We start from the raw sequence: 21291 nt of genomic DNA on the forward strand, positions 1-21291 counted from the left end.
CAACGTCCGACGTCGCGACCCATCCGTCAAATTTCCAGGCCTCGCCTTGGAACCGCGCCCGGCCTTCTCTAGACTCGGCGGATGACTATGCAGCAGGCCCAGGACGCGGCCCGCCCCCACATCATCGACACCCTGATCGCCGAGCGGGCGCCGAAGCTGTGCGGCTCGCCGGCCTGGCCGCTGGCGCGCGGGCCGGTGCACGCCCTGCTCAGCTACGGCAAGGCCCGCGCCCTGGCCGAGGCCGTCGCCCCGATGGGCGGCCGCGAGGCGCTGGACTATGTCTCCGGTCTGCTGGCCCTGGAGGTCAGCGTGCGGGGCCTGGAGAACCTGCCGGCCAAGGGCGCGGCCCTGGTCATCTGCAACCACCCCACCGGCATCGCCGACGGGGTGGCGGTCTATGACGCGCTCAAGGTCCGGCGGCCCGACATCACCTTCTACGCCAACGCCGACGCCCTGCGGGTGTGCCCGCGTCTGGACGAGGCCCTGATCCCCATCGAGTGGGTCGAGGCCAAGCGCACCCTGGCCGACACCCGCCGCGTGCTGGAGCGCACCCGCGCGGCGCTGAAGGCCGACCAGGCCCTGATGATCTTCCCCGCCGGGCGTCTGGCGACCAAGGTCCAGGGGCGGCTCACGGACAAGCCCTGGCAGGCCTCGGCCGTGTCGATGGCCCGCTGGAGCGGCGCGCCGATTGTCCCCATGCACCTGACCGGTCCCTGGTCGACCCTGTTCCACCTGTTCGACGGCCGCTTCCAGGAGCTGCGCGACATCACCCTGTTCCACGAGATGCTCAACAAGCGCGGCCAGCGGTTCTCGCTGATCGTCGGCCGGCCGATCCCGGCCAAGGCCCTGGACCCCGACGCGGCCATGGCCACCGGCGCCCTCAAGCACTTCATCGAGCGCGTGCTGCCCACCAACCCCGACGCGGTGTTCGGATGATCGAGATTTCCCTGCCCGACGAGGCGGCCACGAGGGCCCTGGGCGAAAAGCTGGCCCGCGTCCTGCGGCCCGGCGACGCCGTCTGCCTGACCGGCCCTCTGGGCGCCGGCAAGTCGACCCTGGCCAGGGCTTTGGTCCGCGCCCTCACCTCGCCCGACGAGGAGGTCCCCAGCCCGACCTTCACCCTGGTGCAGTTCTACGACGGCCCCGACTTCCCGGTCGCCCATTTCGACCTCTACCGCCTGACCGACCCGGACGAGGCCTACGAGATCGGGCTGGAGGAGGCGCTGGAGGACGGCGCGGCCCTGATCGAGTGGCCCCAGCGCCTGGAGGGGCGGCTGCCGGCCGACMGACTCGCTATAGACATCAGCCCCGTGGGCGAGGATGGACAGGCGCGCCGCGCCACCCTGACGCCCCACGGAACCTTCGAAGGACGCAAGCTTGAGCTCTGATCGCGAAGCCCTGAAGACGGCCTTCCTGGCCAAGGCCGGTTTCGGCGACGCCCGCCGCGAACCGCTGAGCGGCGACGCTTCGACCCGCAGCTACGCGCGCCTCCACAAGGACGGCCAGAGCTTCATCTTCATGGACCAGCCGCCGGCCCTGGAGAGCGTGGTCTGCCCGCCCGGCGCCGGCGAGGCCGAGCGGATCGCCCTGGGCTACAACGCCGCCGCCCGCCTGGCCGCCGGCTCGGTCGCCGCCTTCGTGGCCACCGCCGCCTATCTGCGCCAACGCGGCCTGTCGGCCCCGGCCATCCTGGCCCACGACGTCGACAACGGCCTGGCGGTGCTGGAGGACCTGGGCGACGGCCTCTACGCCACCCTGATCGCGCAGGGCCAGGACGAGGTCCCGCTGTACGAGACCGCCGTCGACGTCCAGGTGGCCCTGCACGCCGAGAGCCCGCCCGAGGTGCTGACCGCGGACGGCGGCGTCAGCTGGCCGCTGCTGACCTACGACACCCTGGCCCTGAAGATCGCCACCGACACCTTCCTGGAGTGGTGGCCGAAGTTCTCGGGCCTAGCGCCGTTCAGCCCCGAGGCCGTGGCCGAGTGGGACGCCCTGTGGGCCCCGGTCTGGGTGCGCGGCGAGGCCGGCGCCAGCGTCTTCACCCACCGCGACTACCACGCCCAGAACCTGCTGTGGCTGCCCGACCGCGACGGCGTGGCCCGGGTCGGCCTGCTGGACTTCCAGGACGCCCTGCGCGCCCACCCCGCCTGGGACCTGACCCACCTGCTGCAGGACGCCCGCCGCGACGTCTCGCCCGAACTGGAACAGGCCATGCTGGACCGGTATCTCGCGGCCCGGCCGTCGGTGGACCGCGCCGCCTTCATCGCCGACTACCGCGCCCTGGCCGCCTCCAACGCCGCGCGCATCCTGGGCCGGGTGTTCGCCCGCCAGGCCCTGCTGGGCCGGCCGCAGTACGAGGCCTACATGCCGCGCACCTGGCGCTACCTGGAGCGCAATCTGGACGACCCGGCGATGGCGGGTCTGAAGGCCTGGTTCGACAAGTACGTGCCGTCGGAGTTCCGTCGATGACCACCGCCGCTCCCCAAAACGCGCCCAAGATCGCCATGGTCCTGGCCGCGGGCCTGGGCACCCGCATGCGGCCGCTGACGGACGACCGGCCGAAAGCCCTGGTCGAGGTGGGCGGCAAGGCGCTGATCGACCACATGCTGGACCGCCTGGCCGCCGCCGGCGTCGAGACCGCCGTGGTCAATGTCCACTATTTCGCCGACCGGCTGGAGCAGCACCTGGTGCGCCGCGCCGCGACCCATCCGCTGCCGCACATCATCATCTCCGACGAGCGGCCCCAGGCCCTGGAGACCGGCGGCGGCGTCAAGCACGCCCTGCCCCTGCTGGGCGACGCCCCGATCTGGGTGGCCAACATCGACTCGGTCTGGATCGAGGACGCCTCGGCCATCGAGGCCGTGGCCCGCGCCTGGGACCCGGACAAGATGGACGTCTGCCTGATGCTGGCCTCGACCACGGAGTCGCTGGGCTTCCACGACACCGGCGACGTGTTCCTGGGCGAGGACGGTGTCGTGCGCTTCAAGGATCCCGGCGAGACCGCGCCCCTGGTCTATGTGGGCGTCCACATCTGCAAGCCCCCGGTCGTGGCCGACGGTCCGGAGGGGCCGTTCTCGCTGCTGCCGATCTGGAAGGCCCTGGCCGTGAACCACCGCGTGCACGGCGTCGCGCCGCAAGGCGTCTGGATGCACGTCGGCGATCCCGGAGCACGGGACGTCGCCGAAGCCCGGCTGGCTGGACACAGCTGACCATGGCCGGCCCCTTCGACACCCCGGGGCCGCGCTGGTTCTCGATCCCCGCCCACCGGCCCTTCGTCGAGGACCTGGCGCGCGGGCTGCTGGACGCCCTGGCGCCGCTGGGGCCGGAAGCCCTGCCCGCCGCCACCGTCCTGACCCCCACCCGCCGGGGCGCCCGCGCCCTGGCCGACGCCTTCCTGGTGGTTGGCGGCAGCAAGGCCCTGCTGCTGCCGCAGATCCGGCCGCTGGGCGACCTGGACGAGGGCGAACCGCCGTTCGAGCCGGGCGAGCTGTCGATCGACCTGCCGCCCGCCGTCTCGTCGCGCCGCCGCCGGTTCGAGCTGGCGCGCCTCGTCGCCGACCACAGCCATCTGCTGTCGTTCCAGCCCCAGGCCGGCCAGGCCCTGGAGATGGCCAAGGCGCTCTCCGAATTCCTCGACAGCTGCCAGATCGAGGAGGTGGTCACCGATGACGGCCGCCTGGACGGCCTGGCCGAGGGCGATCTTGCCCAGCACTGGCAGGTCTCGGCCCGGTTCCTGAAGGCGGTGCTGACCGCCTGGCCCAAGCGCCTGGACGAGATGGGCCTGATCGATGTCAGCGACCGGCGCGTGCGGCTGCTCAACGCCCTCTCCGATCAATGGGAACAGAGCCCGCCTCAAGGCGTGCTGGTCGCCGCCGGCTCGACCGGCACCGCTCCGGCCACCGCCCGGCTGTTGCGGGTGATCGCCAACCTCCCCCAGGGCGCGGTCGTGCTGCCGGGCCTCGACGACGGCCTGGCCGACGACGCCTGGGACCAGATCGAGGGCGTCCAGGGCGAACAGCATCCGCAGGGCGCCATGAAACGTCTGCTGGACGGGGCCGGCGCCACCCGCGCCGACGTCCGCCCCTGGTGGCCCGAGGCCGACAGCCGGGGCCGCTGGCGTCGTCGCCTGATCAACGAGGCCCTGCGCCCGGCCCAGGCCACCGCCGACTGGCTGGCCCAGATCGACCGGCTGCGCGCCGAGGCCCCGGGCCTGGACCCGATCGAGGAGGCGCTGAAGGGCCTGTCCCTGGTCAACGCCCGCACCGAGGAAGAGGCGGCCGTCGCCTGCGCGCTTCTCTTGCGCGAGGCCCTGGAGACGCCCGGCCAGACCGCCGCCATGGTCACCCCCGACCAGGAACTGGCCCGGCGGGTCAACGCCCGCCTGGTGCGCTGGGGGGTGATCCCCGACAGCTCGGCCGGCGCGCCCCTGGCCGCCAGCGCCGCCGCCATCCTGGCCCAGCACGTTGCAGGTTTGGCTGTGGATCCGCTGGATCCTGTCCGCCTGCTGGCCGTCGCCAAGCACCCGCTGCTGCGCGGCGACCTGGACGTCGCCCGCGACCTGGAGCGCCACGGCCTGCGCGGCCCCGCCCCGCGCGACGCCGCCCAGCTGCTGGAGCGGCTGGCGACCTATCCCGAGGCCAAGGCCCTGGTCGAGCGCGTGCTGGCCGCCGCCCACCGCGTGGCCCTGCCCTACGTGGCCGATCCCAAGGCCGGCGCGCCGGCCGAGGCCGCGCGGGCCCTGGTCGAGGCGCTGGAGGCCCTGGCCGATCCGACGGACCTGTGGGCCGGCTCGGCGGGCGAGAGCCTGGCGGGCCTGCTGTCGTCGCTGATCACCGACGGCGTCGCCCTGCCGCCGGCCTCGGCGCAAGGGTTCGCCGACCTGTTCGACCGCATGGTCAACGAGGAGACCCTGCGCGTCGGCGGCGCCACCCATCCGCGCCTGCGGATCTTCGGGGCCATCGAGGCGCGGATGGTGCGGGCCGACCGGCTGATCCTGGCGGGATTGGAGGAAGGCATCTGGCCGCGCGGCGCGCCGATCGACCCGTTCCTGTCGCGGCCGATGCGCGCCAAGCTGAAACTGCCGCCGCCCGAGCGGCGCATCGGCCTGACCGCCCACGACTTCGCCCAGGCCGCCTGCGCGCCGGACGTGATCCTGGTCCACAGCGAGCGGCGCGGCGGGGCGCCGGCCGTCGAGAGCCGCTGGCTGTGGCGGCTGAAGACCCTGGCGCGCGGCGCGGGCCTGTCCCTGACCGAGCGCCCGGACGTGCTGGCCTGGGCCCGCGACCTGGACGCGCCCGGCCCCTATGACCCGATCAAGCGCCCCGCCCCCACCCCGCCGGTCGCCGACCGTCCGCGCAAGATGGCGGTCACCCGGGTCGAGGCCCTGACCCGCGACCCCTACGCCGTCTGGGCCCGCGACATCCTCAAGCTCTATCCGCTGGATCGTCCCGACGAGCCGGTCGAGGCCCGGGCGCGCGGCACGGCGATCCACGCCGCGTTCGAAAAGTTCGCCGAGGACCATCCCGGCCCCGTGCCGGCCAACGCCGCCGAGATCTTCGCCGGCCTCTATCTGGGCGAACTGGAAAAGGCCGGCATGCCGGCCGCCGCCCTGGCCCGTGAACGCGCCCTAGCGCGCGAGGCCGCCCTGTGGGTCGCCGAGCTGGAGACGCGCCGCCGCGCCGGTGCCGAGCGGATCGTCGTGGAAGCCGCCGGCGAACTGACCTTCGACATCGGCGGGCGGCCGTTCACCGTCACCGCCAAGGCCGACCGCATCGAGCCCACGGCCGACGGCCTGGCCCACATCCTCGACTACAAGACCGGCGCCGCCCCGTCGAAGAAGCAGGTCGAGACCGGCTTCTCGCCCCAGCTGACCCTGACCGCCGCCATCCTGCGCGAGGGCGGCTTCAAGGACATCGGCCCGCGCGAGCCCGGCGACCTGACCTATCTGCGCGTCACCGGCCGCAAGCCGGCGGGCGTCGAGGAGGTGCGGGCGACGGCTGGGGTCGACAGCCAGGAGGCGGCGATCAAGGCGCTGAACGGCCTGCGCGAGCTGATCGAGCGCTACGACAATCCGAACCAGCCGTACCTGTCGCGCGTGGCCCCGCAGTTCGTCCACGACCATGCGGGAGACTACGGCCACCTGGCGCGGGTGTTCGAATGGTCGACCAGCGGCGATGACGGGGAGGGGGCGGACTGATGGGCCTGGGCATCGTGATCATCGTCTATCTGGTCTTCTCGGCGATCCTGTTCGGCGTCGCCCTGGCGGTCTGCGCGCTCACTTGGCTGCTGGTCCGTAAGCGCTGGCCCCGGCTGCGGCCCTGGCTGAAGGCCGCGCCTTTCGCGATCGCGGCCACGCCGACGGCGCTGCTCGCCGCAGGCCTGCTCTGGATCAACCTCGCCCCAGCCGGCTTCCGCTTCAAGGAGGTCTTCGCCGTCCCAGCAGGGCGGAACATCCACGACCTGAAGGCCCGAGGTTCGGGCGTGAACGACGCCGAGGAGATCGACCTGGCGTTCTCCACGGACGAGGCCGGCTGGCGTGCGCTGATCGGCCCGCGGTTCGAGGCGGTCCAGGGCGACGACCAGATGCGGGACCTTGTTCCCTTAGCCGGCTCTGAACCGCCCCCCTGGTGGAGAGGTCACCACTGTGGCGACCGAACCGTCCACATCGCGCGTCGCCAACGCGACTGGGACCAGATCGTCGTGACCCGCTGCCGCGACGACGGGCGGGTCTATGTCCAAGCCTCGTGGGTCGACTAGCGTGCTCGTGGACCCCCAACGCATCGCCGCCGACCCGGCCATCTCGGCCTTCGTCACGGCCAACGCCGGCTCGGGCAAGACCAAGACCCTGATCGACCGGGTCGCGCGCCTGCTGCTGGCCGGGGCCGAGCCCGAGGCGATCCTGTGCGTGACCTACACCAAGGCCGCCGCCGCCGAGATGCAGCGCCGGCTGTTCGAGCGCCTGGGCGAATGGTGCGTCACCCCCGACGTCAAGCTGCGCGAGCAGCTGGGCGCCCTGGAGGGCCGCGATCCGTTGGGCTTCGACCACATCGCCCTGTCCAAGGCCCGGGGCCTGTTCGCCAAGGCGCTGGAGACGCCGGGCGGGCTGAAGATCCAGACCATCCACGCCTTCTGCGAGAAGCTGCTGCGGCGCTTCCCGCTGGAGGCCGGGGTCTCGCCCGGCTTCCAGGTGATGGACGACAGCGCCTCGGTCGCCATCGCCCAGGGGGCGTTGCGGCAGGTGGCGACGTGGGTCACCAACCATGACGACGCCTTCGCCCAGGCCTATGCCCGGTTCTCGGTGGCCCTGGACTTCGCCAGCTTCGAGGCGATGTTCGCCGCCTTCGAGGCCCAGCGCGGGGCGATCGGCGAGTATCTGGAACGGGTGGGCGGCCTGGCGGGCGCGGTCGAGGACGTCTGGAAGGTCTGCGGCTTCCACTATGGCCCGAGCAGCGTCGAGGACGTCACGGCCGAGGCCATGGCGGAGCTGGACCGCGACCTGTGGCGCTCGGTCGCCGACGTGCTGCTGAACGGGACCAAGACCGACATCAAGTGCGCCGGCCTGATGCTGGCGGTGGCGACCGACCCGGACGCCGACCTCGACCAGGCCCTGGCGGCCCTGTTCACCGAGAAGGGCGCCGGCACGCCCGCCACCTGGCCGGCCAAGACGTCCGGGCTGAAGAGCCGCGAGGACCTGCGCGTCCGCCTGCTGGCCGAGCAGGAGCGGTTGGAGGAGGCCCGCGAATGGCTGCGCGCCGCCCGCGTGGCCGAGGACAGCGCCGACGCCCTGCGCCTGGCGGCCCTCTACGTCACCAGCCACCAGATCGAGAAGGACGCCCGTGGGGCCCTGGACTTCGCCGACCTGATCGACCGCACCCGCGTGCTGCTGACCCAGAAGGTCGACGCGGCCTGGGTGCTCTACAAGCTGGACGGCGGCATCGACCACATCCTGCTGGACGAGGCCCAGGACACCGCGCCCGAGCAGTGGGCGATCCTGCGGGCCCTGACCTCGGACTTCTTCGCCGGCGAGGGGGCGGTGCGCTGGCGCGCGCAGCACGCGGGCGAGGCGCGTGACGACCGCACCCTGTTCGTGGTCGGCGACGAGAAGCAGTCGATCTATTCGTTCCAGGGCGCCGATCCCCAGCGCCTGCTGGCCGAGACGCAAGGCTACATCGCCCAGATCACCGCCGCCGAGCGCGTCGGCAAGGCCGTGCCCCTGACCATGTCGTACCGCTCGACGGTGGAGGTGCTGAGCTTCGTCGACGCCCTGTTCTCGGCGCCGGAGACCCGGTCCGGCGTCCCGGCCCCGGCCGGCGAGGACGTGGTGCGCCACCAGCCGTTCCGCGTCGACCACAAGGGCTGCGTCGACCTGTGGCCGCTGGAGCGCGAACTGCCCGGCGAGGAGCGCGAGGCCTGGGACGCGCCGCTGGACGCCGAGGGCGAGCAGGGCGCCAACCGCCGCCTGGCCGAAAAGATCGCCGCCGAGATCCAGGCCCTGATCCGGCGGGGCGACGCGGTGTTCGACAAGGAGACGAAGCTGTGGCGTCCGGCCCACCCCGGCGACATCCTGGTGCTGGTGCGGCGGCGCAAGGCGCTGTTCGAGGAGGTGCTGCGGGCGCTGAAGCGGCGCGGCGTGCCGGTGGCCGGGGCCGACCGCCTCAGCCTGTCGGCCCACATCGTGTTCGACGACCTGCTGGCCCTGGGCCGGTTCTGCCTGTTCCCCGACGACGACCTGACCCTGGCGGCCTTGCTGAAAAGCCCGTTCTGCGGCCTGTCGGACGACGACCTCTACGCCCTGGCCAAGGGGCGGGGTGGCACGCTGTGGCGGGCGGTCAACGACCGCGCGGCCGAGCAACCGACCTGGTCCGCCGCCCGCGACCTGCTGCGCTGGGCGCTCGCGGAATCGCGCCGCAAGCAGCCGTTCGAGTTCTACGCCCTGCTGCTGGGCCGGGTGGACGACAGCGTCCGCTCCAACCGCGCCAAGGTGCTGACCCGCCTGGGCGAGGAGGCCGCCGAGGCCCTGGACGAGTTCCTGGCCCAGGTCCTGGCCGCCGAGCAGCGCGGGGTGCGCGACCTGGAGGCCCTGGTCGCCGACTTCGCCAGCCTGGACATCGTCGTGAAGCGCGAGATGGAGGGCGCGCGCCACGAGGTGCGGGTGATGACCGCCCACGGCTCCAAGGGGCTGGAGGCGCCGATCGTCTTCCTGCCCGAGACCACGATGAAGGGCGGGGCGCGCGGCTCCCCGCTGATGCGCACCGCCGACGGCGGCTTCCTGTGGTGCGCCAGCAAGGCCAACGACTGCGCCGCGTCGGCCGAGGCCCGCGAGCTGCGCGAGAAGAAGGACGCCGAGGAGGCCCTGCGCCTCTACTACGTCGCCCTGACCCGGGCCCGGGACCGGTTGATCCTGTGCGGCCGGATCGACGCCCGGACCAAGGACGAGAACGTCGGCGGCTGGTACGCGGCGGCCCGCGCGGCGTTCGCCCACGAGGCTGTCGCGCCGGGCGTGCGGGAGATCTCAGACGACGGCCGCCTGCGCTTCGGCCCCGATCCGATGCGCGCCGAGGCCCTGGCCCCGCGCGCCGCCTCGGCCCTGGTCCACACGCCCGCCTGGACCCTGGCCCCGGCCGCGCCCGAGACGCCCGCCGCCCGCTACGCCGCCCCCTCGACCCTGGAGGACGAGGCCCGGGGCAGCGCGCCCTCGCCCCTGGCCCAGGTGTCCGGCCTGGGCCGCTACCGGCGCGGCGAGATCGTCCACCGGCTGCTGCAGCTTCTGCCGGATATAGAGCCCGTGGGTCGCAGAACGGCCGCCGCCCGCCTGCTGGCCGCCGAGCGCGACCTGACCGACGACCAGCGCCAGGAAATGGCGTCCGCCGCCTTCGGGGTGCTGGAGGACGACCGGTTCGCCGCCGTGTTCGGCCCCGGCTCGCGGGCCGAGGTCTCGGTGGCCGGCGGCGCGGCCACCCTGCCCGCCGAGCTGCGGATCGCCGGCCGGGTCGACCGGCTGGTGGTCACGCCCGACCGCGTCCTGGTCGTCGACTACAAGACCAACCGCCCCTCGCCCGACCGCATCGAGAACGCCGATCCGGCCTATCTGGCCCAGATGGCGGTCTATGCCGCCGTGCTGGCCGAGGTGTTCCCCGACCGCCCGATCGAGGCCGCGATCGTGTGGACCGACGGTCCCAAACTCATGGCGGTTCCAGAAAAGGTGATGGCCGCCGCCCTGGCTCGGCTGTTCTAGATCATTGCCGAGGGGGGCCAGGGCCCCTAAATCTTGCGGCAAGACGGGGAGCGAATCCCCGACCACAACAGTTTTCTAGCGCGCCTTCGATAGTCCGGGCGCAGATGGAGCCAAACGATGAGCACCGTGACGGTGACCGACGAGTCCTTCGAGAAGGACGTCCTGCAGGCCGACAAGCCGGTCCTGGTCGACTTCTGGGCCGAATGGTGCGGCCCGTGCAAGCAGATCGCCCCGGCCCTGGAGCAGATCTCCKAGGAACTGGCCGACGCCGTGACCGTGGCCAAGGTCAATATCGAGGACAGCCCCACCACCCCCTCGCGCTACGGCGTGCGCGGCATCCCGACCATGATGCTGTTCCGCGGCGGCCAGATGGCCTCGATGAAGGTCGGCGCCATGCCCAAGGCCAAGATCCTGGAGTGGCTGAACGAAGCCGGCGTGGTCCAGCCGGCGTAAGCCGCCTCCGCGCTTTTTGAGTTTTGATCAGCGGCCGCCCGTCTCGCGCAAGCGAGGCGGGCGGTTTGCGTTCGGGGCGAAGGACGGCCGGCGATAGGGGTCCTCGGGCCGTCGTACCGGGAAAACCCCGATTCCCGGCCTGAGCGGCCAAAGCCACTGTCGGGCCATGACGGCGTCCCGCAATCGATCGCGGCCATTCCTGGCCCCCGTGCTCTGCGCCGTGACGATCCTGGCGGGCGGAGGCTCGGCGGCCCTGGCCCGGGAGGCGGAGCCGCCCACCGACGACAGGGCGATCGCGACGGCGCCGCCCGATCAGGCTCAAGCCCAGGCCCAGGAGCCGGCCCCGGACGCTCCCCCGGCGGCGGCCGCCCCTCCGCCCAAGCGCGGCTGGAAGCACCTGTTCTTCGACGACCAGGACGGGGACTTCGACTTCTCCGACTTCCTGGCCAAGGGCGGGTTCATCCCCGTGCCGATCATCATCACCGAGCCCGCCGTCGGCGGCGGCGGCGGGGTGGCGGGGGCGTTCCTGACCCGCAGCCCCGACCATCCCCGCCAGGTGACCCGCACCGTCGTGGCCGCGTTCAAGACCAGCAACGGTTCGGACGGCGTCGGCGCCTTCCGCGCCGGCTACGCGATGGGCGGGCGGCTGGCCTACCGGGTGGGCGTGGGGCACGGCAAGATCACCCTGGACAGCTTCCCCGCCTTCGCGCCCGGCGGGATCGAATACACCAACCACTACGACTACGGGATCCTCGGCTCGGCCCTGTGGACCCTGGGCGACAGCCATGTCTCGATCGGGCCGCTGTTCGACTTCCGCAAGCTGACCTCCAAGCTGGACATCCAGGGCCTGCCGCCCGAGTTCGCCGACCACTTCGGCCGCACCCTGCAGACCGGCGCCGTCGGCCTGGGCCTGCACTACGACACCCGCGACAATCCCCTGACCCCGACCGGCGGCGTCAACGCCTATGCCGAGGGCAAGTTCAACCGCGAGGTCTTCGGCAGCGACCGCGACTACGAGGAGTACGACGCGGCGGCCTACGCCTTCGGCAAGCTGTCGCCGCGCTTCCACTACGGCTTCAAGCTGGAGCTGAACGCGATCCGCGGCGACTTCCCGGTCTATTTCGCCCCGGCCGTCAACCTGCGCGGCGTCCAGGCCATGCGCTACCAGGGCATGGACGTCTACAGCTCCGAGGCCGAGCTGACCTGGCGGGCCAACGACCGCTGGTCGCTGCTGGCCTTCGGGGGCGTGGGCGGGTCGGAGGCGGGGAGTTCGCGACTGTACGAGGACTCCGGCGCGGTCTGGACCGGCGGGGTGGGGTTCCGTTACCGCCTGGCGCGGAAGTTCGGCCTGGACGCCGGCGCCGACATCGCCTGGGGCCCGGAAGGTTCGGTGTTCTACATCCAGGTCGGCCACGCCTGGGTGTTCAAGATGGACTAGACGGGCGGGTCTGGGCGCGATGGATGGGGGGCGCCGCGGCGCCCCGCCTACTTCTTCCCCGGCGTGACGATGAACGGCGAGACCGAGACCGGGGGTGTCTTCTTGTCGGCCTTCGGTTTGCGGATTTCCTTGTTGGACTTCTTCTGACCCTTGGCCATCGCGGTTTCCTGCCTGGACGCTCGCGCGCCAGGAAGGTCCGGCAGGCCGAGCCGCCCTCCGGCGTGGATGAAGTCTAGAGCTTCGCCGGGCCGGCGCCTAAGGGTTTCCTCGGGGACGCGCTCTCACGGCAAGGCCTTGCCGGTTGCGCTCGGCGCTCCTGGTGAGTGCGTGTCCCCCAAGTCGTCCGCTGGATTCGGGGGCTGGCCCTCTGGCGCCGTGACCGAAGGAGGGGACACGTACTCACGCCACGGCCAGGGATCGACCCGCAAGGCCCTGCCGTGAGTACGTGTCCCCGTCGTTGCGGCGGAGGTCCTGGATCAAGCCGCCTTCTTGGCGGCCTTTTCCTTCTTGGGCTTCTTGTCCTTCTTGCCGTGGGCGGCCTTTTCGGCCTTCGGGGCCTTGGCCTTCTTGGCCTTGGCTTCCGGTTCGGCGTGGACGTCGGACACGGCCATGTCGGCCAGCAGCTCCAGGAAGCCCTCGCGCTTGCTGGGCTTGAGCAACGCGAGAATGCGGGCGTCGGCCATGGCCACCTTGGGGCGGCTCTCCTCCAGCACGGCGGCGCCGGCGGGGGTCAGGCTGACGGTGTTGGCGCGGGCGTCCTGGTCGGAGCGATGGCGCTCCAGGTGGCCCTTGGTGATCATCCGGGCGACCATGTCGGCCAGGGTGGAGCGGTCGATGCCGGTGGCGCGGACCAGACCCGTCTGGGTGACGCCCTCGTTCTCGGCCACGGCGGCCAGCACGGCGTACTGGCGCTGGGTGACGCCGCCCGCGCCGCTCTCCTCGGCGTAGATGTCGAGGGCCAGCTGCAGGACCCGGTGCAGGAGGTGACTGGGCGACCGGGCCAGGGCCCCGCCGTGTTCAGCTTTGCCGTCCTTGTCGCCCTTGGTCTTGGCCATCGTCCGTCGCCCTTCGTTTCCGCCGACGGACCTTTATGTACCACGCTTAGACGTCGTTTTGACGACAGACGGTCCGTGGGCTGCCGATTAGGTTTCCTTGATCCGCTCATCCCGGCATTCGCCGGGATGAGCGGATCAAGGAAATCAGAAACCCGCGTCCGGCGGCTCGGGGGTCTTGGCCTCGTCGCCCTTGGCGATGTGCTTCATCATGAAGGGCACCTGGCTGAGCGAGAACAGCAGGGCCAGGGGCAGCAGGCCGATGCGGAACTTGACCCACATGTCGGTGGACTGGGTCAGGCGGACCAGCTCGTTGGCGACGGCGGCGAAGGCGAAATAGCCGCCGTAGCGCAGGGTCAGGGTGCGCCAGGCCGCGTCGGGCAGGTGCACGGCCTCGCCCATCAGGGCCTTCAGCGGCGCGCGGCCGGTCAGGGCGCCGCCGATCATGAAGGCGGCCAGGGAGGCGTTCACCACCGTCACCTTGATCTTCACGAACACGTCGCTGTGGAACACCAGGCCCAGCGTCCCGAAGATCAGGGCCATGACGCCCGAGAACAGCGGCAGCAGGGCCACGCGGCGCTCGATGACGAATCCCAGCAACAAGGCCAGGGCCGAGGCTCCGACCAGGACCCAGGTGGAGGTCTGGAAGTTCTTGGTCAGCAGCCAGGTCACGAAGAAGGCCAGCGGCGCGCCGTAGTCGATGGCGGTGCGCACCCAGGCGGCGTTCTTCTTGGCGGGGGCGGGAGGCGTGTCGGTCATCGGCTAGTCCTCCAGGCCCACCAGCGAACGCGAGAAGGCCCGGGCGTCGAACGGCTGCAGGTCGTCGACACCCTCGCCCACGCCGATCAGCTTGATCGGGCTGTCGCTGGCGCGGGCCACGGGCACCAGCACCCCGCCGCGGGCGGTGCCGTCCAGCTTGGTCATCACGATCCCGGACACGCCGACCTGGTTGCCGAAAATCTTCTCCTGGGCCAGGGCGTTGCGGCCGACCGTGGCGTCCAGCACCAGCAGGGTCTCGTGCGGGGCGTCGGGATCGACCTTCTTGAGCACCCGGATCACCTTGAGCAGCTCGTCCATCAGGCCCTGCTTGTTCTGCAGGCGGCCGGCGGTGTCGATCAGGACGACGTCGTGACCTTCCTGTTGCGCCCGCTCCACGGCCTCGTAGGCCAGGGCGGCGGCGTCGGCGCCGGGCGGGCGAGACATGAAGTCGGCCCCGGCCCGGTCGGCCCAGACTTTCAGTTGCTCGACGGCGGCGGCGCGGAAGGTGTCGCCGGCGGCGATCAGCACCTTGGCCTTCTTGGCGGTCAGGTCGGACGCGATCTTGCCCAGGGTGGTGGTCTTGCCCGAGCCGTTGACGCCGATGAACAGCACCACATAGGGCTTGGGCCCCGACAGCGGGTCGAACACGCCCTCGCGGTCGGTCAGCTCGGCGGCGACCAGCTCGGCCAGGGCCTCCTTGACCTCGACGTCGGTCGACGACTTGCCGAACCGGGCCTTGCCGAAGGCGTCGGCGATGCGGGCGGCGATCTGGGGACCGAGATCCGCCTCGATCAGCATCTCCTCCAGCTGGTCCAGCTGCTCCTGGTCCAGCGGCTTCTTGGTGAAGGCGCCGGTGACCTGCTCGGTCATCTGCTGCGACGACCGGGCCAGACCGGCGGTCAGCCGCTGGAACCAGCCTTTTTTCTGCTCGGGCTTTTCGCTCATGGCGTTCCTTTAGAGCGTGGCAGCTGAAAGTGTGAGCGGTTTCAGCGCCCGCCACGCTCCAATTAATAGAGATGGAGCCTGGGACAGGCTCTATCGGGCGTGGCATGAAACGCCAATGGACGCGCTTTCGACCACCCTATTCTGGCTGGATTACGCCGCCGTCGCCGTGTTCGGGGCGACGGGCGCGCTGGCGGCGGCCCATCGCAAGCACGACATCATCACCTTCGGCTTCTTCGCGGCGATCACCGGCGTGGGGGGCGGAACCCTGCGCGACCTGCTGATCGACGCCCCGGTGTTCTGGATCCAGCGGCCCGGCTACGTGATCGTCTGCCTGGCGGCCGCGGTCGGGGTCTGGATGCTGGGCCAGCGGGGCTGGCGGTTCCGGGCCCTGCTGTGGCTGGACGCCCTGGGCATGGCCGCCTACTGCGTGGTCGGCACGGCCAAGGCCCTGAGCCTGGGCGTCCATCCGTTCACGGCCATCGTCATGGGCGTCCTGACCACCGCCTTCGGCGGGGTGATCCGCGACGTGCTGGCCCACGAACCGAACCTGCTTCTGCGCCGCGAGATTTACATCACCGCCGCTCTCGCCGGCGCGACGGTGTTCGCCGGCATGACCCTGCTGAACCTCGGCTTCTGGCCCGCCGGGATCGCCGGCTTCGCCACCGCCTTCGGCCTGCGGGCCTGCGCCATCAAGTTCGGCTGGAGCCTGCCGGGCTTCCAGCAGGGCGAGGAAGAGCCGGAGTGAGCGGGGAAACGGAAGTCGTCATCCCGGCGCGGACGGTCGTGAACGTGATGACGTTCGCCGCCGCCCTGCCGCTGGCCGTCGTGACCCTGGGCTTCGGCCTTTACTTCCTGATCTTTCCCGACGCCGCGCCGGCCGCTCCCGGGGTGCGGATCCCGTTCCTGTCGCCGGCCGCGTCCGACCGCGTCGTCGTCACCCTCGCCCTGTCCTGGTTCGTGATCTGGCTTTGCGCCCGGGGCTTCGGGGCGCTGTTGCGGGCGCTGGATCGTCGGCCGCTGCTGGTCGCGGACGCCGAGGGGCTGCGGTTCGACCCCACCCTGCGCCGCGAGACCGTGCCCTGGTCGGCGGTCCGCCGCATCCGCCAGACGGGCTGGAGACGGCCCTACAACCTCACCTTCGAGCTGCGGCGACGGTTCTGGGCGGTCGAGTCGCCGCTGACCGCCCGGCGGGTCCACATCGGGACGCTGCATCTGGACGATTACCGCTGGGTCCCGCCGGACCTGATCGAGCGGCTGGAGCGCCTGCGGGTCAGGGCGTCTCGTGATCCGGGTGCTGGCGGCTGACCACCGCCACGGCCGGACCGCCGGCGGGCGGGCGCACCGGCAGGTCGGCCAGGTGCTCGGTCCAGGCGGGACGGCTCTCGACCGCCAGCTGGACGCCAGGCTCGACCCGCGACGGATCGTCGAAGGCGAAGGTCGCCAGGTCGATCTTGTCGGCGCTCCACTCGAAGGTCAGGGGCGTGCCGCAGGCGGCGCAGAAGCTGCGCCTGACGGCGTCCGAGCTCTGGAACGTCGAGCGCTGGCCCCGCGTCCAGGTCAGGTCGGCGACCTTCACCGTCACCAGCGCCCCGAACGGCCCGGCGAAGGCCTTCTGGCACATGCGGCACCAGCAGATCGAGGCGCGGCCGGGCTGGCCCTCGACCCGGAAACGCACGGCGCCGCATTGGCAGCCTCCGGTCAGGGACGTCCCGGTCAGAATTGGCGCGTCGGACATGGCGAACCTCAGGGCTTGCGCGGAGGGATCGCCAGCACCGGGATCGGCGTCAGGCGGAAGGTCACTTCATAGGCGTCGTGGTCGGACAGCACCGGCCCGCCGGTGGTCGAGCCGTCGAACCGCGCCTCCACCTGGACCGGCCGGATCGCCACCCGGTCGCCCTGCTTGAAGCCGATCAGGTCCTGGGTGTCGAGCCAGGGCGCGTCGCCGTCGGCGCTGATCTTGGCGTCGCAGCTGTCGGGCGTCTGGAAGCAGACCTGGCTGACCACGTCGAACGGATAGCGCTGCATCACGTAGTCGTAGCGGTCGGGGGCGTGCATGACGTTGAAGTCGCCGCCGACGATCAGAGGCGCGCCGGGCGTGCGGTCGGTCTCCATGAAGTGGCCCAGCTCCTCGGCCTGGAGGTGGTGGGCCATGCGGTTGCGATTGCGCGGCACGCCCGAGGCGCCCTTGGAATTGAGATGGGTGTCGGCGATCTCGACCGGCGTGGGCAGGCCCGGCACCTGCAGGCTGACCAGCATGACGCCCTTGTTGGCCAGGCAGTCCAGGCCCGCGCAGTAGCGATAGGCGTGCGACTTGACCCAGTTGATCGGATGATCGCTCAGCACCCACAGGCCGCTGGAGCCCCACTTGCCCCAGCCCTCGCCCTTGCGGATGTACTTAACCTTCTTGTAGCGCGGCCGGTCGTCCTTCGCGAACGGGTTGGGGTCGCGCTGCTTCTTGCGCGGGCCCTTGGCGACGTACGGATAGCCGGACAGCTCGATCAGGTCCGCCACCTCGTCGCGGAACCCCTCCTGCAGCAGGACGACGTCGGGCTGCAGGCCCCGCTCGCGCAGGGCGGCCAGCTCGCGGCCGATGGCCTTGAGCTTGGAGCCCCGCCCCGCCCGCACCGGCCAGGGCAGGCCCTCGACATTGTAGGTCATCACGCTGAGCTCGACCGGCTGGATCGGACCGCTCGGCGCGAAGGGCGTCGGGGGCGTCTCCTCGGTGGTCGGGGCCGGGATGGCCGGGACGATCGGGATGTCCTGGGCCCAGACCTGATCGAAGGGGACCACGGCCGGCGACAGCAGGGTCGCGGCGAGGACGGCGATCAGGACGCGACGGACGATCATCCCTGGGCGGCGAGCTCCGCGATCACCCGCGCGCCGTCGTGGCCGACCACCCGGAAGGCGGCGATCTGGCCCTGGTGCGCTGCGCCTTCAAAGGCGATCTCGGTGAAGTCCTCGGCCCGGGCCACGCCGTCGCGCTCGACCAGGCCAGACAGGGTGCGACCGACCTGGCGCTGGAGGTGGCGCTCCAAGCCCGCCTGGCCAGCCTCGCGCAGGCGCCGGGCGCGGTCCTTGATCACCGGACCCTTGACCGGCGGCATCCGCGCGGCGGGCGTGCCGGGGCGGGCGCTGTAGGGGAAGACGTGCAGGAAGGCCAGGCCCGCCTCCTCGACCAGCTTCAGGGTGTTGTCGAAGGCCTCGTCGCTCTCGGTCGGGAAGCCGGCGATCAGGTCGGCGCCGAAGGCGGTGTCGGGGCGCACGCGGCGCACCTCGGACACCAGCTTCAGGGCGTCCTCGCGGCTGTGGCGGCGCTTCATGCGCTTGAGCACCAGGTTGTCGCCGGCCTGCAGGGACAGGTGCAGATAGGGCATCAGGCGCGGCTCGGTCTCGAGCAGCTTGAACAGGTCCGGATCGATCTCGGCGGCGTCGATCGACGACAGGCGCAGGCGCGGCAGGTCGGGGACCATGCGCAGGATGCGGCCCACCAGCTGGCCCAGGGTCGGCTGGCCCGGCAGGTCGGCGCCCCACGAGGTGACGTCGACGCCGGTCAGCACCACCTCGCGATAGCCCTCGGCGGAGAGGCGGCGCACCTGCTCGACCACCTCGCCCGCCGGGGCCGAGCGCGAGTTTCCCCGGCCGTAGGGGATGATGCAGAAGGTGCAGCGGTGATCGCAGCCGTTCTGGACCTCGACATAGGCCCGGGCGCGGTCCTTGAGGCCGGCGATCAGGTGACCGGCGGTCTCCTTGATCGACATGATGTCGTTGACCCGCACGCGGGTGGAGGTGTCGAGCAGGGCGCCCGGGGCGGCCTTCTCGGCGTTGCCCAGGACGAGGTCGACCTCGGGCATGGCGGCGAAGGCGGCCGGGTCGATCTGGGCGGCGCAGCCGGTGACGATCAGCCGGGCGTCCGGCCGCTCGCGGCGGGCCTTGCGGATCGCCTGGCGGGCCTGGCGCACGGCCTCGTTGGTCACCGCGCAGGTGTTGAACACCACCGCGTCGGCCAGGCCGTCGGCGCTGGCGCGGGCCCGGATGGCCTCGGACTCGTAGGCGTTCAGCCGGCAGCCGAAGGTGACGACGTCGACGCCGTCGGGGCCCGACATCGTCGTGGCCGGTCCGCCTTCCTCGCCCACGGCCGGCGTGGGCGTGGGGGGACGGGAGATGAGCGTATAGGTCGTCACGGCTTCTCAACGCCCGAAGCGATGAATTCCGCGAAGGCGTCCTTCCAGTCGGGATGCCAGCGCGACAGGGCCGGGCGGTTCTCGATGACGTCGCCCATGGCCCAGGCCATGCGCTTCTCGTCCAGGGCGCGCGGCACGTCGTTGTCGGGGCACAGGATGTAGAAGTCGCCGCGGGCGATGCTGTCCAGCATGAACTGGACGGTCTGTTCGGGCGTCCAGGCGCCGTCCGGCTTGGGACCGCCGCGCCGGGTCATGCCGGTGAAGACATAGCCGGGGATCAGCAGGCGGGCGTCCACCTTGCAGTCGACGATCTCGCGCAGGCTGTGGGCCAACCCTTCCGTCAAGGCCTTCACCGCCGACTTCGACACGTTGTAGGCCGTGGCGCCCGGCGGCTGGGTGATCCCCTGCTTGGAGCCGGTGTTGATGATCAGGCCCGGACGGCCGCTGGCGGCCATCTCCTCGCCGATCACCTGGACGCCGTTGATCACGCCCCACAGGTTGACGTCCAGCACGCGCTTCCACGGGTCCTCGCCCGAGAAGGCGTCGCCCCCGCCGCCCACGCCGGCGTTGTTCATCAGCACGTCGATCGCGCCGAACCTGGCGACCGCCGCGTCGCGCAGGGCCTGGACCTGGGCGCGGTCGGACACGTCCGTCTCGACGGCCAGGGCCTTGTCGCCGATGGCGTCGGCGGCCTTCTTCAGGGCCCGGCCCATGATGTCGGCCAGGACCACGTTCATGCCCTGGGCGGCGAAGGCCTGGGCGGCGGCCAGGCCGATGCCGTCGGCCGCGCCGGTCACCACGGCCGTCTTGCCCGGACCGATGGCGGGGTGGATGGCCGTCATGCCGCGACCTTCTCGGGCAGCTTGCCGACGAACTCCATGGTCACGGGACCGGTCATGATCACGTGGCCGTCGGCCTCCCGCCATTCGATGGTCAGGGCGCCGCTCTCGAACTCGACCTTGGCGGTGCGGTCGGTCAGGCCGCGACGCACGGCGGCCACCTGGGCCGCGCAGGCGCCGGTGCCGCAGGCGGCCGTCAGGCCCGCGCCGCGTTCCCAGACCTTCAGTTGGATGTGATCCCGCGCCGCGATGTGGGCGAAGCCGACATTGACACCTTCCGGGAACAGCGGGTGATGCTCGACCAGGCTGCCCGTGCCGCGCGCGAAGTCGTCGCTGACCGGGGCGTCGACGAAGAACACCACGTGCGGATTGCCCATGGAGACGCAGCCGGGGGTGTGGACCAGCGGCGCGTCGATCGGACCGACCTGCAGCTCGATGCCGACGGTGTCCATCTCTTCGGCCAGCGGGATCTGGTTCCACGCCAGGCCCGGACGGCCCATGTCGACGGTCACCAGCTTGTCGCCGGCCATGACGCCCGACAGGCGCCCGGCCACGGTGTCGAAGGCCACGGCGTCCTTCCGGCCTGACTGCATCAAGAGCCAGGCCACGCAGCGGGTGCCGTTGCCGCACGCGCCGGTCTCCTCGCCGTCCGAATTCCAGAACCGCACATAGGCGCTGGCGCCCTCGGCCCGCGGCGGGTCGATGGCGATGACCTGGTCGCAGCCGATCCCGCCGTCCCCTCGTTTCGCGATCGCGCGGATCTCGTCCGGGGTCGGATTGAAGGGCTGGGTCAGGGTCTCGATCACGACGAAGTCGTTCCCGAGCCCGTTCATCTTGAGGAAGGTGCGGCTCATGGCCGGGCTATATAGTGGAAAACCGCGCGCGAGTCAGAGGCTGGGGTCGACTGCGGCGATTTGGGCGCGGGTTTTGCGGGTCTTGGCTGGGGACACGCACTCACGACGAAGCGGCGGCCAGGTTTACGCGGCGTTCGGGGTGAGTGCGTGTCCCCCAAGTCGTCCGTGGACTTGCCGGAGGCGCTCGGGGCGAAGGTGGGGACACGCACTCACCCTGATCACCCTGGCCGGACTTCAGACGCCCTGCCGTGAGAGCATGTCCCCGGCGCGGGGATCGAGCCGCCTCTATCCCCGCGAACGCCGAGAAGAATCCTAGCCGTCTCAACACCTTAAAGAAAAATCAGCATCACAAACGCGCCAGCACTCAAACCTCCCGCACAATCAGAACCGTCACCATCACGGGGAGGGCTCTTGGTACCGGCCCAAGCAGGCGATGGGGATGGAACCGAGCGGGGCCGCTTGCCTTGGCTGGGGGGAGGTCTTGGGCGGCGGGGCTCAGAAGGTCCCAAGGCGCAAGACGAACCTCGGCGAAGACC

20 protein-coding genes are annotated in these 21291 nt (G+C 71.5%); 11 read left to right on the forward strand and 9 right to left on the reverse strand.

Annotation, left to right across the window (positions count from 1 at the left end; all coding sequences use genetic code 11):
* The first annotated feature begins 81 nt into the window (after positions 1 to 81).
* The 9 genes from AC1U89_RS01520 to AC1U89_RS01560 all read left to right on the forward strand — a co-directional run bounded on the left by AC1U89_RS01520 (position 82) and on the right by AC1U89_RS01560 (position 12125).
* Entirely contained in the window at positions 82 to 936 is an 855-nt protein-coding gene (locus AC1U89_RS01520; protein ID WP_479897874.1) for a 1-acyl-sn-glycerol-3-phosphate acyltransferase, read from the forward strand.
* Positions 933 to 1388 (forward strand): tRNA (adenosine(37)-N6)-threonylcarbamoyltransferase complex ATPase subunit type 1 TsaE, encoded by a 456-nt coding sequence (gene tsaE, locus AC1U89_RS01525; RefSeq protein WP_479897875.1) that lies wholly within the window; start codon positions 933 to 935, stop codon positions 1386 to 1388. The genes AC1U89_RS01520 and tsaE overlap by 4 nt, the downstream gene beginning before the upstream one ends.
* Positions 1378 to 2469, forward strand: a complete 1092-nt coding sequence (gene amgK, locus AC1U89_RS01530; protein WP_479897876.1) for an N-acetylmuramate/N-acetylglucosamine kinase AmgK — start codon at positions 1378 to 1380, stop codon at positions 2467 to 2469. Before tsaE ends, amgK begins: the two co-directional genes overlap by 11 nt.
* Positions 2466 to 3209 (forward strand): N-acetylmuramate alpha-1-phosphate uridylyltransferase MurU, encoded by a 744-nt coding sequence (murU, locus tag AC1U89_RS01535; protein ID WP_479897878.1) that lies wholly within the window; start codon positions 2466 to 2468, stop codon positions 3207 to 3209. Before amgK ends, murU begins: the two co-directional genes overlap by 4 nt.
* Positions 3210 to 3211: 2 nt before the next feature.
* Positions 3212 to 6196, forward strand: a complete 2985-nt coding sequence (addB, locus tag AC1U89_RS01540) for a double-strand break repair protein AddB (protein WP_479897879.1) — start codon at positions 3212 to 3214, stop codon at positions 6194 to 6196.
* Positions 6196 to 6756 carry a hypothetical protein gene (locus AC1U89_RS01545; RefSeq protein WP_479897880.1) on the forward strand — a complete coding sequence of 187 codons (561 nt, stop codon included), beginning with the start codon at positions 6196 to 6198 and terminating at the stop codon, positions 6754 to 6756. The genes addB and AC1U89_RS01545 overlap by 1 nt, the downstream gene beginning before the upstream one ends.
* A complete protein-coding gene (gene addA / locus AC1U89_RS01550) occupies positions 6731 to 10234 on the forward strand; it encodes a double-strand break repair helicase AddA (protein WP_479897881.1) in 3504 nt (1167 codons plus the stop codon). Before AC1U89_RS01545 ends, addA begins: the two co-directional genes overlap by 26 nt.
* A gap of 117 nt (positions 10235 to 10351) precedes the next feature.
* Entirely contained in the window at positions 10352 to 10687 is a 336-nt protein-coding gene (trxA, locus tag AC1U89_RS01555; RefSeq protein ID WP_479897882.1) for a thioredoxin, read from the forward strand.
* Positions 10688 to 10853: 166 nt separating this feature from the next.
* On the forward strand, positions 10854 to 12125 hold the full coding sequence (locus AC1U89_RS01560; RefSeq protein ID WP_479897883.1) for a hypothetical protein: 1272 nt from the start codon (positions 10854 to 10856) through the stop codon (positions 12123 to 12125).
* A 47-nt stretch (positions 12126 to 12172) separates the two neighbouring features.
* Here the strand turns inward: AC1U89_RS01560 and AC1U89_RS01565 are convergent, their stop codons facing one another.
* The 4 genes from AC1U89_RS01565 to ftsY form a co-directional block, all read right to left on the reverse strand.
* The gene (locus AC1U89_RS01565; protein ID WP_479897884.1) at positions 12173 to 12283 is read right to left on the reverse strand and encodes a hypothetical protein; all 111 of its coding nucleotides are present in this window, start codon (positions 12281 to 12283) and stop codon (positions 12173 to 12175) included.
* A 318-nt stretch (positions 12284 to 12601) separates the two neighbouring features.
* Complete coding sequence (locus tag AC1U89_RS01570; protein ID WP_479897885.1) at positions 12602 to 13180, reverse strand: MarR family winged helix-turn-helix transcriptional regulator; 579 nt, start codon at positions 13178 to 13180, stop codon at positions 12602 to 12604.
* Positions 13181 to 13324: 144 nt separating this feature from the next.
* Positions 13325 to 13936 carry an inner membrane-spanning protein YciB gene (locus AC1U89_RS01575; protein WP_479897886.1) on the reverse strand — a complete coding sequence of 204 codons (612 nt, stop codon included), beginning with the start codon at positions 13934 to 13936 and terminating at the stop codon, positions 13325 to 13327.
* Between the two features lie 3 nt (positions 13937 to 13939).
* Entirely contained in the window at positions 13940 to 14881 is a 942-nt protein-coding gene (gene ftsY, locus AC1U89_RS01580) for a signal recognition particle-docking protein FtsY (RefSeq protein ID WP_479897887.1), read from the reverse strand.
* A 115-nt stretch (positions 14882 to 14996) separates the two neighbouring features.
* On the opposite strand from ftsY, the gene AC1U89_RS01585 reads away from it, so the two are divergent.
* Together AC1U89_RS01585 and AC1U89_RS01590 are read left to right on the forward strand one after the other, a co-directional pair.
* Positions 14997 to 15626: a trimeric intracellular cation channel family protein gene (locus tag AC1U89_RS01585; protein ID WP_479897888.1), complete on the forward strand. Its 630-nt coding sequence runs from the start codon at positions 14997 to 14999 to the stop codon at positions 15624 to 15626.
* On the forward strand, positions 15623 to 16186 hold the full coding sequence (locus AC1U89_RS01590; protein ID WP_479897889.1) for a hypothetical protein: 564 nt from the start codon (positions 15623 to 15625) through the stop codon (positions 16184 to 16186). Before AC1U89_RS01585 ends, AC1U89_RS01590 begins: the two co-directional genes overlap by 4 nt.
* Here AC1U89_RS01590 and AC1U89_RS01595 read toward each other — a convergent pair.
* Genes AC1U89_RS01595 through dapF form a run of 5 tightly spaced genes read right to left on the reverse strand, consistent with a single transcriptional unit; the run spans position 16152 to position 20755 of the window.
* Positions 16152 to 16616, reverse strand: a complete 465-nt coding sequence (locus AC1U89_RS01595) for a GFA family protein (RefSeq protein WP_479897890.1) — start codon at positions 16614 to 16616, stop codon at positions 16152 to 16154. The two genes, AC1U89_RS01590 and AC1U89_RS01595, sit on opposite strands and share 35 nt — an antisense overlap.
* 8 nt (positions 16617 to 16624) lie before the next feature.
* Positions 16625 to 17728, reverse strand: coding sequence for an endonuclease/exonuclease/phosphatase family protein (locus tag AC1U89_RS01600; protein ID WP_479897891.1), 1104 nt, complete (start codon positions 17726 to 17728; stop codon positions 16625 to 16627).
* A complete protein-coding gene (gene mtaB / locus AC1U89_RS01605) occupies positions 17725 to 19062 on the reverse strand; it encodes a tRNA (N(6)-L-threonylcarbamoyladenosine(37)-C(2))-methylthiotransferase MtaB (RefSeq protein WP_479897892.1) in 1338 nt (445 codons plus the stop codon). Before mtaB ends, AC1U89_RS01600 begins: the two co-directional genes overlap by 4 nt.
* Positions 19059 to 19988, reverse strand: a complete 930-nt coding sequence (locus AC1U89_RS01610) for an SDR family NAD(P)-dependent oxidoreductase (RefSeq protein ID WP_479897893.1) — start codon at positions 19986 to 19988, stop codon at positions 19059 to 19061. The genes mtaB and AC1U89_RS01610 overlap by 4 nt, the downstream gene beginning before the upstream one ends.
* A complete protein-coding gene (gene dapF / locus AC1U89_RS01615) occupies positions 19901 to 20755 on the reverse strand; it encodes a diaminopimelate epimerase (RefSeq protein ID WP_479897894.1) in 855 nt (284 codons plus the stop codon). Before dapF ends, AC1U89_RS01610 begins: the two co-directional genes overlap by 88 nt.
* Positions 20756 to 21291: the final 536 nt, after the last annotated feature.

This window comes from Caulobacter sp. 05T431 (assembly GCF_056665975.1).

Coding starts and splice junctions, on each gene's coding strand:
- AC1U89_RS01520 (WP_479897874.1), top strand. CDS start 82: ATGACTATGCAGCAGGCCCAGGACGCGGCCCGCCCCCACATCATCGAC.
- murU (WP_479897878.1), top strand. CDS start 2,466: ATGACCACCGCCGCTCCCCAAAACGCGCCCAAGATCGCCATGGTCCTG.
- addB (WP_479897879.1), top strand. CDS start 3,212: ATGGCCGGCCCCTTCGACACCCCGGGGCCGCGCTGGTTCTCGATCCCC.
- AC1U89_RS01545 (WP_479897880.1), top strand. CDS start 6,196: ATGGGCCTGGGCATCGTGATCATCGTCTATCTGGTCTTCTCGGCGATC.
- addA (WP_479897881.1), top strand. CDS start 6,731: ATGTCCAAGCCTCGTGGGTCGACTAGCGTGCTCGTGGACCCCCAACGC.
- AC1U89_RS01560 (WP_479897883.1), top strand. CDS start 10,854: ATGACGGCGTCCCGCAATCGATCGCGGCCATTCCTGGCCCCCGTGCTC.
- AC1U89_RS01565 (WP_479897884.1), bottom strand. CDS start 12,283: ATGGCCAAGGGTCAGAAGAAGTCCAACAAGGAAATCCGCAAACCGAAG.
- AC1U89_RS01570 (WP_479897885.1), bottom strand. CDS start 13,180: ATGGCCAAGACCAAGGGCGACAAGGACGGCAAAGCTGAACACGGCGGG.
- AC1U89_RS01575 (WP_479897886.1), bottom strand. CDS start 13,936: ATGACCGACACGCCTCCCGCCCCCGCCAAGAAGAACGCCGCCTGGGTG.
- ftsY (WP_479897887.1), bottom strand. CDS start 14,881: ATGAGCGAAAAGCCCGAGCAGAAAAAAGGCTGGTTCCAGCGGCTGACC.
- AC1U89_RS01585 (WP_479897888.1), top strand. CDS start 14,997: ATGGACGCGCTTTCGACCACCCTATTCTGGCTGGATTACGCCGCCGTC.
- AC1U89_RS01595 (WP_479897890.1), bottom strand. CDS start 16,616: ATGTCCGACGCGCCAATTCTGACCGGGACGTCCCTGACCGGAGGCTGC.
- AC1U89_RS01600 (WP_479897891.1), bottom strand. CDS start 17,728: ATGATCGTCCGTCGCGTCCTGATCGCCGTCCTCGCCGCGACCCTGCTG.
- AC1U89_RS01610 (WP_479897893.1), bottom strand. CDS start 19,988: ATGGCGGGAGGCCGACGGCCACGTGATCATGACCGGTCCCGTGACCAT.
- dapF (WP_479897894.1), bottom strand. CDS start 20,755: ATGAGCCGCACCTTCCTCAAGATGAACGGGCTCGGGAACGACTTCGTC.